This is a genomic window from Streptomyces acidicola, assembly GCF_009377235.1.
GTDB lineage: Bacteria > Actinomycetota > Actinomycetes > Streptomycetales > Streptomycetaceae > Streptomyces > Streptomyces acidicola.
Map to the genome: position 1 here is coordinate 84,799 of NZ_VMNX01000008.1, position 8,467 is coordinate 93,265.

Below are 8,467 nucleotides of genomic sequence, written 5' to 3' on the forward strand. Positions count from 1 at the left end.
AGAGCGTCACCTGGTGTGAGGCGGTGCCCCGATGCGCTTGCTATCCCGAAATCGGGAACCAGCTTTCCGTGGCCCACTCACCCCATGGCCGCCGCCTCACCCAGCGCATCCAGCACGGGGCGGATCAGCGGATGCTCCTCCGCGCCCCGGCGCACGGCGGCGAAGACCCGGCGCGTGGGCGCCGTGCCGTCGACGGGGCGTACGACGACTCCGGTGAGGTCCATGCCGTGCAGGGCCGAGCGCGGCACGAGGGCGACGCCCGCGTCGGCGCAGGCCAGGGCGACGACCGCGCGGAAGTCGTCCGAGGAGTGCTGGAGGCGGGGCTGGAACCCTGCGTTCTCGCAGGCCAGGACCACGACGTCGTGGCAGGGGTTGCCCGGGTAGGGGCCGATCCAGGGGTCCTTGGCCAACTCGGCGAGCGGGACCTCGGCGGTGTCGGCCAGGCGGTGGGTGACCGGGACGACGGCGTCGAAGGGCTCGGCGTACAGCGGAACGTGGGTGAGGCGCGGGTCGTCCGCGTCCGGGGCGCCCCGGTACTCGACGGCGACCGCTATGTCGACCTGCCGGTCCAGCACCATCGGCAGGCTGGCGTCGCCCTCGGCGTCCTGGACGCGGACGCGGATCCCCGGGGCCGTGGCGGCCAGGCTCGTCAGCGCCGGGGCGACGACGAGGACGATGCCGGTCGCGAAGGAGGCGACGGTGACCGTGCCGGCCGCGCCGGAGCGGTACGCCGCCAGCTCCGCCTCGGCTCGCTCCAGTTGGGCGAGGACCGCGTTGGTGTGGGCGAGCAGGATCTCACCGGCAGGCGTCAGCCGTACCCCCTTCGCACCGCGCTCGACCAGCCGGTGGCCGGTCTCCTGTTCCAGGGCGGTGAGCTGCTGGGAGACGGCCGACGGGGTGAGGTACAGCGCCGCGGCGGCCGCGGTCACCGTCCGGTGGTCGGCCACCGCGCGGAGGATGTGCAGCCGCCGTGCTTCGATCATGCGACCGATTCTCCCAGCTCTTCCGGGTCGGTCGGGGACCCGGTGCGGCTCAGAGCCCGAGTTCCGCCCGCGCCGCCACGAACGCGTCCACCGCACGGTGCACGTCCTGTGTCGAGTGCGCGGCCGACAGCTGCACCCGGATGCGGGCCTGGCCCTGCGGGACGACCGGGTACGAGAAGCCGATCACGTACACCCCGCGCTCCAGCAGCAGCTCGGCCATGCGCCCGGCCACCGCCGCGTCGCCGATCATGACGGGTGCGATCGGGTGGTCGCCGGGGAGGATGTCGAAGCCCTCCTCGGTCATCCGCCGGCGGAACAGGACGGTGTTGTCGGCGAGCCGGACCCGTAGGTCGTCCGCCGACTCCAGCAGGTCGAGCACCTTCAGCGAGGCCGCCGCGATCACCGGGGCGAGGGTGTTCGAGAAGAGGTACGGCCGGGAGCGCTGGCGCAGCAGGGCGACGATCTCGGCGCGGGCGGCGACGTACCCGCCGGACGCGCCGCCGAGGGCCTTGCCGAGGGTGCCCGTGACGATGTCGACGCGGTCCATGACGTCGTGCAGCTCGGGGGTGCCGCGGCCGCCCGGGCCGACGAAGCCGACGGCGTGCGAGTCGTCCACCATGACCATCGCGTCGTGGCGGTCGGCGAGGTCGCAGATCTCGCGCAGGGGCGCCACATAGCCGTCCATGGAGAACACGCCGTCGGTGACGATCAGCTTGCGCCGGGCGCCGCCTTCGGCCGCCTCCTTCAACTGTCGTTCCAGGTCGGCCATGTCGCGGTTGGCGTAGCGGAAGCGGCGGGCCTTGGACAGGCGGATGCCGTCGATGATCGAGGCGTGGTTGAGCGCGTCGGAGATCACCGCGTCCTCGGGGCCCAGCAGGGTCTCGAAGACGCCTCCGTTGGCGTCGAAGCAGGAGGAGTACAGGATCGTGTCCTCCTGGCCGAGGAACGCCGACAACCGTGCCTCCAGCTCCTTGTGCACCTCCTGCGTACCGCAGATGAAGCGCACGGAGGCCATGCCGTAGCCCCAGCGGTCGAGCGCCTCGTGGGCGGCGGCTACGACCTCGGAGTGGTCGGCGAGGCCGAGGTAGTTGTTCGCGCAGAAGTTGAGGACCTCGCCGGGGCGGCCGCCCGCGGTGACGCCGACGGTCGCGGACTGGGGGGTGCCGATGACGCGCTCGGGCTTGTGCAGGCCGGCGGCGCGGATCTCGTCGAGGGTGGCGCGCACATCAGCGCGTACAGAGTCGAACATCGAGGGCTCCATAGGGTGCGGTGGGCGAGTGAGCCGATGGGGCGCGCCGGTGTCGAGAATTCGAGCGCGCGGAGGCCCGAAGGGCTGAGCACGGTCGGGTTCTCGACACCGGCTTGAGCGCCCCGGAGGCGAACCGAGCCAGAAATCAAGCAGTCCAGTCGAGGATGACCTTGCCGCCGCGGCCGCTCGCCGCGTCGGTGAACGCCGCCTCGAAGTCGCGGTAGTCGTACCGGCCGGTGATCACCGGGGCCAGGTCAAGGCCGCCCTCCAGCAGGACCGACATCGCGTACCAGGTCTCGAACATCTCCCGGCCGTAGATGCCCTTGATCGTGATCATGGAGGTGACGATCCGGGACCAGTCCACCGGGAACTCCTCCGTGGGCAGCCCGAGCATCGCGATACGGCCGCCGTGCGTCATGTTGGCGATCATGTCGCGCAGTGCCTCGGGGCGGCCGGACATCTCCAGTCCTATGTCGAAGCCCTCGCGCAGCCCCAACTGCTCCTGCCCGTCGGCGATCCGGGCGCTCGACACGTTCAGTGCGAGGTCGACGCCGATCTTGCGCGCGAGGTCCAGCCGCTCCTCGCTCACGTCGGTGACGACGACGTTGCGGGCACCGGCGTGCCGGGCCACGGCGGCGGCCATCAGTCCGATCGGGCCGGCGCCGGTGATCAGCACGTCCTCGCCGACCAGCGGAAAGGAGAGCGCGGTGTGCACGGCGTTGCCGAACGGGTCGAAGATCGCCGCCACATCGAGGTCCACCGGCACCCGGTGCACCCACACGTTGGACGCGGGCAGCGCCACGTACTCGGCGAAGGCGCCGTCACGTCCGACGCCGAGCCCGACCGTGGCACGGCACAGGTGACGGCGTCCGGCGAGGCAGTTGCGGCACTTGCCGCACACGAGGTGGCCCTCGCCGCTGACCCGGTCGCCGGGCTTGATGTCGGTGACGTCGCGGCCCGTCCCGACGACCTCGCCGACGAACTCGTGGCCGATCACGAGCGGGGTACGGATGGTCTGCCGCGCCCAGCCGTCCCAGTTGCGGATGTGCAGGTCGGTACCGCAGATACCGGTTCTGAGGACCTTGATCAGTACGTCGCCCGGGCCGGTCTCGGGCTCGGGGACGTCCGCGAGCCGCAGCCCGGGCTGCGCCTTCTCCTTGACCAGCGCCTTCACGCACGGCTCCTGTGGGTGAGGTCCCGGAGCCGGGCATGCCGAAGAAGCCCGGACCGGGGAGAGGGATGGGATCTCGTGGGAACGAGGGGTGGGATCTCGCAGGAAACTCGTAGGAAATCTGCCGTACGGTCCCGCCCCCGGTCCATCGAGGATTTCTTAAGCTCCGCCGCAGCTTTCCTTCACGCCTTACCCGGTCCCCGCGGGCGCCTGCGCGGTGCGCGAGGCACGCGAGCCGTATTGATCCAATCGCCGCCGCTTGCCGTATTCCTCCTGAGAGGCACCACCCCGACCAAGCACCACCAGTCCAGGCACCCCCACTGCCAAGGAGCCAAAACCCCGTCATGCTGCCCGCACCGCACATGGCCCTGCCGCCCACCGACCGTGTCCGTTCCCCGTTGACCGGCTGGACCCGCGAGCACTGGGAGGCGCTCGCCGACCGTCAACTCGAAGCGCTGTTCCCGTACGCGACACCCGGCTTCGCGCAGTACCGGCTCCCCGGCCGCGGCTCGACGTCGGGTGTGGTCGCGGACGGCCTCGAAGGCTTCGCCCGCTCGTTCCTGCTGGCCTCCTTCCGGATCGCGGGAGCCCGCGGAGCCGTGGATCCTCGTCTCACCGAACGTTACGTGCGGGGTCTGACAACGGGATCGGACCGTGACAGCGGCGAGGCATGGCCCGAACTCACCGACTGCTCGCCCCAGATGGCCGAGGCAGCCGCCATCGCGCTCGGCCTGCACGAGACCCGCACATGGATCTGGGACCGGCTGCCGCCCCAGGTCCAGGAGCAGATCGTGGACTGGCTGTGGGGCTTCGTGGGCCGCCGTACCGCCGACGACCACGGCCGGCTCTTCCAGGTGGTCGCCGAGCAGTTCCTGGCGTCGGTCGGGGCGCCGTACCGGCAGGAGGACATCGAGACCGGCCTCGACCGCATCGAGGACTGGTACGTCGGTGACGGCTGGTACTCCGATGGCGACGGCCGCACGTTCGACTACCACAACGCCTGGTCCCTGCACCTGTATCCGCTGCTGTGGTGCCGTATCGCGGGCGACAACGACGGAGGGCGTGGCCAGGTCTACCGCAGGCGGCTGGCCGAGTTCCTCGCCCCCTACCCGCAGTTCTTCGGCGCGGACGGCGCCCCCGTCCACCACGGCCGCTCCCTGACGTACCGTTTCGCCGCGACCGCCCCCGTGTGGCTGGGCGCCCTGGCGGGCTGCACGCCCCTGGCCCCGGGGCAGACCCGGCGTCTGGCCTCGGGGACCGTACGGCACTTCGTGGAGCGGGGTGTGCCCGACGAACGCGGGCTGCTGCCACTCGGCTGGTACGGCACGTTCCTGCCCACGACGGGGGCGTTATCGGGGCCGGGCTCACCGTACTGGGCGGGCACCGCCTTCCTGGGGTTGCTGCTGCCCGCGGAGCACCCGGTGTGGAGGGAGCGCGAACAGCCGCTGCCCGTGGAGGTGTCCGACCAGTACACCGCGCTCCCGGCGCCGGGCTGGCTGCTGCACGGCACCCGGCACGACGGGATCGTACGGCTCGTCAACCACGGCAGCTCGCCGCAGGACCCCGCCGACGACGATCCGCAGGCCAGCCGGTTCGGCTACTCGACGGCGACGGCGCCCGAGGCGGGGACGCACGCGCGGGAGCGCAACGTGGACGGCCACCTCGCGCTCCTCGCGCCGGATGGCACTCCCTCGCGCCGACGCCGGATACGGCCCCTGCGCTGCGCCGGACGGATGGCGGCGTCCCGGTACGACGCCCAACTGCCGGGCGAAGAGGACACGTTCCCGGTCGAGACGACGAGCGTCCTTCAGGGGCCGTGGGAGATCCGGGTGCACCGGGTGCACGCCCCGGCGGGTGCGGCGGTCCGGGAGGGCGGGTACACGGTCGCGGACCGGAACCGGCCGTCGGCCGAGCGGGGTGCGGGATGGGCGCTGGTACGGACCGCGCACGGGCTCAACAGCGCGATGGTCGCCCTCCATGGCTGGGACGCGGACACGGGCATCGCACGCGAGGTGGAGGCCAACGCGTTCGGCGCGCACTCGGCGACGCCGTACCTGCGGTGCGGGGCCGGTCTGCCCGACGGCAGCGGCATCTTCGTCACGCTGCTCGCGCTCACCCGGGACACCGTCCATCCTCAGGCGCTGCGGGAGTCGGTGGTCTGTGCGGTGGAGGGGGACGAGGTGCGCATCACCTTCCCCGAAGGGGACACCGTCACCGTACGGTTCCTGGCGGGATGACCACACGGTCCGGCTCCCGGGCGGAGGGCTACGGGAACGGCTCCCGGCGTTCGAGTTGCTCGACCAGTTCGGCGGCCATCGACTTGATGGTCTCCAGACCGGCCCGTCCCCACGCGCGCGGGGTGACGTCGGCCGCGCAGACCGTGCCCAGGGCGATACCTGTGCGGTCGACGAGCGGGGCGCCGAGGTAGGAGCGGATACCGACCTCGTCCACGATCGGGTTTCCGGCGAACCGCGGATACTCCCTGACGTCCTCCAGGACCAACGCCTTGCGTCGGACCACCACATGGGGACAGAAGCCGAACTCGCGGGGCATATGGCGGGACACCATGGTCTTCGCACCTTCCACCTCGACGAGGATGCCGTCAGGCTTGTGCAGTCCGGCGAAGAACTGCCGGTGCTCGTCGATGAAGGTGACCATCGCGTACGGGGCCGAGGCGACCTCCGCGAGCCGCTGCGCGAATGCATCGAAGCCGGAGCCGGGCTCCGGGTGTACGCCGAGGCCCAGCAGACGCAGCCGTCGTACGCGCTCGGGGGCGTCCCGGTCCTCGGGGGTCAGCAGCAGCCGGCCGGCCGGACGGCCCGGGTCGTAGCTCATGGCCGCACCCCACCACTCATGTCGTCCCTCATGTGTGGGCTCCGTGGCTCCGGGCACGCGCGGGTGTATGGGCGAGGAGGTGGCGGACCAGGGTGAGCAGGGTCTGCACGCCTGAACTGGAGATCCGGGCGTCGCAGCACACCACCGGGATCTCGGAGCTGAGGTCGATGGCCGCGCGCACCTCCGCCGGGTCGTAGCGGAACGAGCCGTCGAACTCGTTGAGCGCGACGACGAAAGGGAGGCCGCGCTGCTCGAAGAAGTCGACGGCGGCGAAACAGTCCTCCAGGCGGCGGGTGTCGGCGAGGATGACCGCGCCGAGCGCGCCTTCGGAGAGTTCGTCCCACATGAACCAGAACCGCTGCTGGCCGGGGGTGCCGAACAGGTAGAGCACGTGTTCCGGGTCGAGGGTGATGCGGCCGAAGTCCATGGCCACGGTCGTCTCGACCTTGTTCTCGATCCCGTCGAGGCTGTCGGTCGCGGCGCTGACCGTGGTGAGCAGTTCCTCCGTGCTGAGCGGCGCGATCTCGCTCACCGCGCCGACGAAGGTCGTCTTGCCGACTCCGAACCCGCCCGCCACCAGAATTTTGAGTGCGGTGGGGAAGGGATCAGAGCTGTCGTCGTAGTCCATCGAGCACTGCCTCCAGAAGAGACCGGTCTGTGGGGTTGTGGAAGGCCGGGGGTCTCGCGGTGAGGGCCCCGCAGTCGACCAGGTCGGACAGGAGCACCTTGGTGACCGCCGCCGGCAGTTTGAGGTGCGCGGCGACCTCGGCGACCGAGACGGGTGCCCGGCACAGGTCGAGTGCCTGGGCGTGCTCGGGGCCGAGGTAGCCGAGGGGGATGGTTGCGCCGGCCATCACCTGCGTCAGGAGGTCGAGTGTGGCGGTCGGCCTGGTCCGGCCGTTGCTGACCGTGTAGGGACGCACCAGCCGACCGGCCGCGTCGTCGAGCCAGGGCCCGTCGCCGGCCGCGGCCGCGCTCAAGGCCTCAACGCCGGGGGTTCGACGGCAGGCTGCCTGGGCGCTGTCATCAGGTACGGGCGGACACTCTTGACCAGCATCGCCATCTCGTAGCCGAGCACCGCGGCGTCGGCCTCGCGTCCTGCCATGACGGCGAGGCAGGTGCCGGAGCCGGCCGTGGAGACGAACAGCAGGGTCGAGTCGAGTTCGACGACGACCTGGCGCACATCGCCGCCGTCCCCGAAGCGGACCCCCGCGCTGCGGCCGAGGGAGTAGAGGCCGGAGGCCAGTGCGGCCATGTGGTCGGCGCTGTCCGGGTCGAGGCCGTGGACCGACTTCACCAGTCCGTCGCAGGAGAGCAGCACCGCGCTCGTGGTGTGCGGTACGCGCTGCACAAGGCCGCTCATCAGCCAGTCGAGATCGGAAACATGGCCGGTCGGGGCGTCGCTTGCCATGGTGGATCGACTCCTTGGGGTACGAAGGTCTGCGGGAGCGGAGGGGGTGGGCAGGGAAGTGGTCATCCGGTCGGTGTGCTCCCGTCGTGCCGGGCGGTGAGGTCGGGTCCGGGCGCGGACGCCCGCGTCCCGTGCCCCTCGCGGGGCGGGTGCGCCGTGCGCGCATCGCTCAGGTGGGCCGCGTCCAGGGCCGACGGGACCGCTATGGGGGTGCTGTCCAGGCGGAGGACGCCGAGGGTGGATGCCGTGTCCGTGTGCAGGGCTTCCATGTGGCTCGCATCGGCATGGGACACGGTGTCGGTGTGCCCCGGCTCCATGGCGGTGGTGTCCATGTGCCCCTGCTCCATGTGCCCCTGCTCCATGTGGTGGGCCTCCGCGAGGCCGATCCCCCGTTGGAAGGCCGCCATCAGACCGGGGTCGTGGCCGACGTAGTGGTCGCGGTCCTGGCGGGGCGCGGGCGCGGGACCGCCCCGGAGCTGGGGCGCCATGTGCTCCTGGGCGCGCCGCCGGGGCAACTGGGGCTTACCGGTGGTGCCCGGGACCGCGCCGGTGCGCGGAACGGGGGGCGTGGTGGCGTTCTCCAGGAGGGCCCGCCGGTCGTCGGGGCGGATGCCGGGCAGGGCGTCGGCCGGGTTGGGCCGCTCCTGGCGGGTGTCGCGCACGGGCAGCCTGCTCGGGCCGCCGCCCGGGCCGGCCGGCGTCTGCTGCCGTGGTACGGCGTGAGCGGCGCCCTGACCGGTGGGGGCGGGGGCGGACCGGCTCGGCTGTGGCTGAGTGGCGGTCGACTGCGGCTGGGTGGCCGTCGGCTGGGGCTGGGG

The 8,467-nt window shown here is 71.8% G+C and carries 8 protein-coding genes and 1 pseudogene; 1 reads left to right on the top strand and 8 read right to left on the bottom strand.

The genetic code is table 11. The features are described from left to right. Positions 1 to 77 precede the first annotated feature (77 nt). The 3 genes from FPZ41_RS05225 to tdh form a co-directional block, all read right to left on the bottom strand. The gene (locus tag FPZ41_RS05225) at positions 78 to 983 is read right to left on the bottom strand and encodes a LysR family transcriptional regulator (protein WP_152859558.1); all 906 of its coding nucleotides are present in this window, start codon (positions 981 to 983) and stop codon (positions 78 to 80) included. A 49-nt stretch (positions 984 to 1,032) separates the two neighbouring features. After that, complete coding sequence (locus FPZ41_RS05230) at positions 1,033 to 2,232, bottom strand: glycine C-acetyltransferase (protein ID WP_152859560.1); 1,200 nt, start codon at positions 2,230 to 2,232, stop codon at positions 1,033 to 1,035. Between the two features lie 145 nt (positions 2,233 to 2,377). Further along, positions 2,378 to 3,406, bottom strand: coding sequence for an L-threonine 3-dehydrogenase (tdh, locus tag FPZ41_RS05235; protein WP_322619846.1), 1,029 nt, complete (start codon positions 3,404 to 3,406; stop codon positions 2,378 to 2,380). Positions 3,407 to 3,747: 341 nt separating this feature from the next. On the opposite strand from tdh, the gene FPZ41_RS05240 reads away from it, so the two are divergent. Beyond that, on the top strand, positions 3,748 to 5,640 hold the full coding sequence (locus FPZ41_RS05240; protein WP_152859562.1) for a DUF2264 domain-containing protein: 1,893 nt from the start codon (positions 3,748 to 3,750) through the stop codon (positions 5,638 to 5,640). A 28-nt stretch (positions 5,641 to 5,668) separates the two neighbouring features. On the opposite strand, the gene FPZ41_RS05245 is transcribed toward FPZ41_RS05240, so the two are convergent. From FPZ41_RS05245 to FPZ41_RS47920, 5 genes and pseudogenes are all read right to left on the bottom strand, one after another. After that, positions 5,669 to 6,238 (bottom strand): GAF domain-containing protein, encoded by a 570-nt coding sequence (locus tag FPZ41_RS05245; protein WP_152859564.1) that lies wholly within the window; start codon positions 6,236 to 6,238, stop codon positions 5,669 to 5,671. Positions 6,239 to 6,266: 28 nt separating this feature from the next. Beyond that, complete coding sequence (locus FPZ41_RS05250) at positions 6,267 to 6,866, bottom strand: GTP-binding protein (protein ID WP_152859566.1); 600 nt, start codon at positions 6,864 to 6,866, stop codon at positions 6,267 to 6,269. After that, entirely contained in the window at positions 6,844 to 7,218 is a 375-nt protein-coding gene (locus FPZ41_RS05255) for a DUF742 domain-containing protein (RefSeq protein ID WP_152859569.1), read from the bottom strand. The genes FPZ41_RS05250 and FPZ41_RS05255 overlap by 23 nt, the downstream gene beginning before the upstream one ends. Continuing rightward, entirely contained in the window at positions 7,215 to 7,649 is a 435-nt protein-coding gene (locus FPZ41_RS05260) for a roadblock/LC7 domain-containing protein (protein WP_131558715.1), read from the bottom strand. The genes FPZ41_RS05255 and FPZ41_RS05260 overlap by 4 nt, the downstream gene beginning before the upstream one ends. Before the next feature lie 62 nt (positions 7,650 to 7,711). Further along, positions 7,712 to 8,467, bottom strand: a pseudogene (locus tag FPZ41_RS47920) (sensor histidine kinase); the annotation flags it as partial.

Bases quoted from the DNA above. Each gene is read 5' to 3' on its own strand.
- FPZ41_RS05225 (WP_152859558.1), bottom strand. From the start codon at position 983: ATGATCGAAGCACGGCGGCTGCACATCCTCCGCGCGGTGGCCGACCAC.
- FPZ41_RS05230 (WP_152859560.1), bottom strand. From the start codon at position 2,232: ATGTTCGACTCTGTACGCGCTGATGTGCGCGCCACCCTCGACGAGATC.
- FPZ41_RS05240 (WP_152859562.1), top strand. From the start codon at position 3,748: ATGCTGCCCGCACCGCACATGGCCCTGCCGCCCACCGACCGTGTCCGT.
- FPZ41_RS05245 (WP_152859564.1), bottom strand. From the start codon at position 6,238: ATGAGCTACGACCCGGGCCGTCCGGCCGGCCGGCTGCTGCTGACCCCC.
- FPZ41_RS05250 (WP_152859566.1), bottom strand. From the start codon at position 6,866: ATGGACTACGACGACAGCTCTGATCCCTTCCCCACCGCACTCAAAATT.
- FPZ41_RS05260 (WP_131558715.1), bottom strand. From the start codon at position 7,649: ATGGCAAGCGACGCCCCGACCGGCCATGTTTCCGATCTCGACTGGCTG.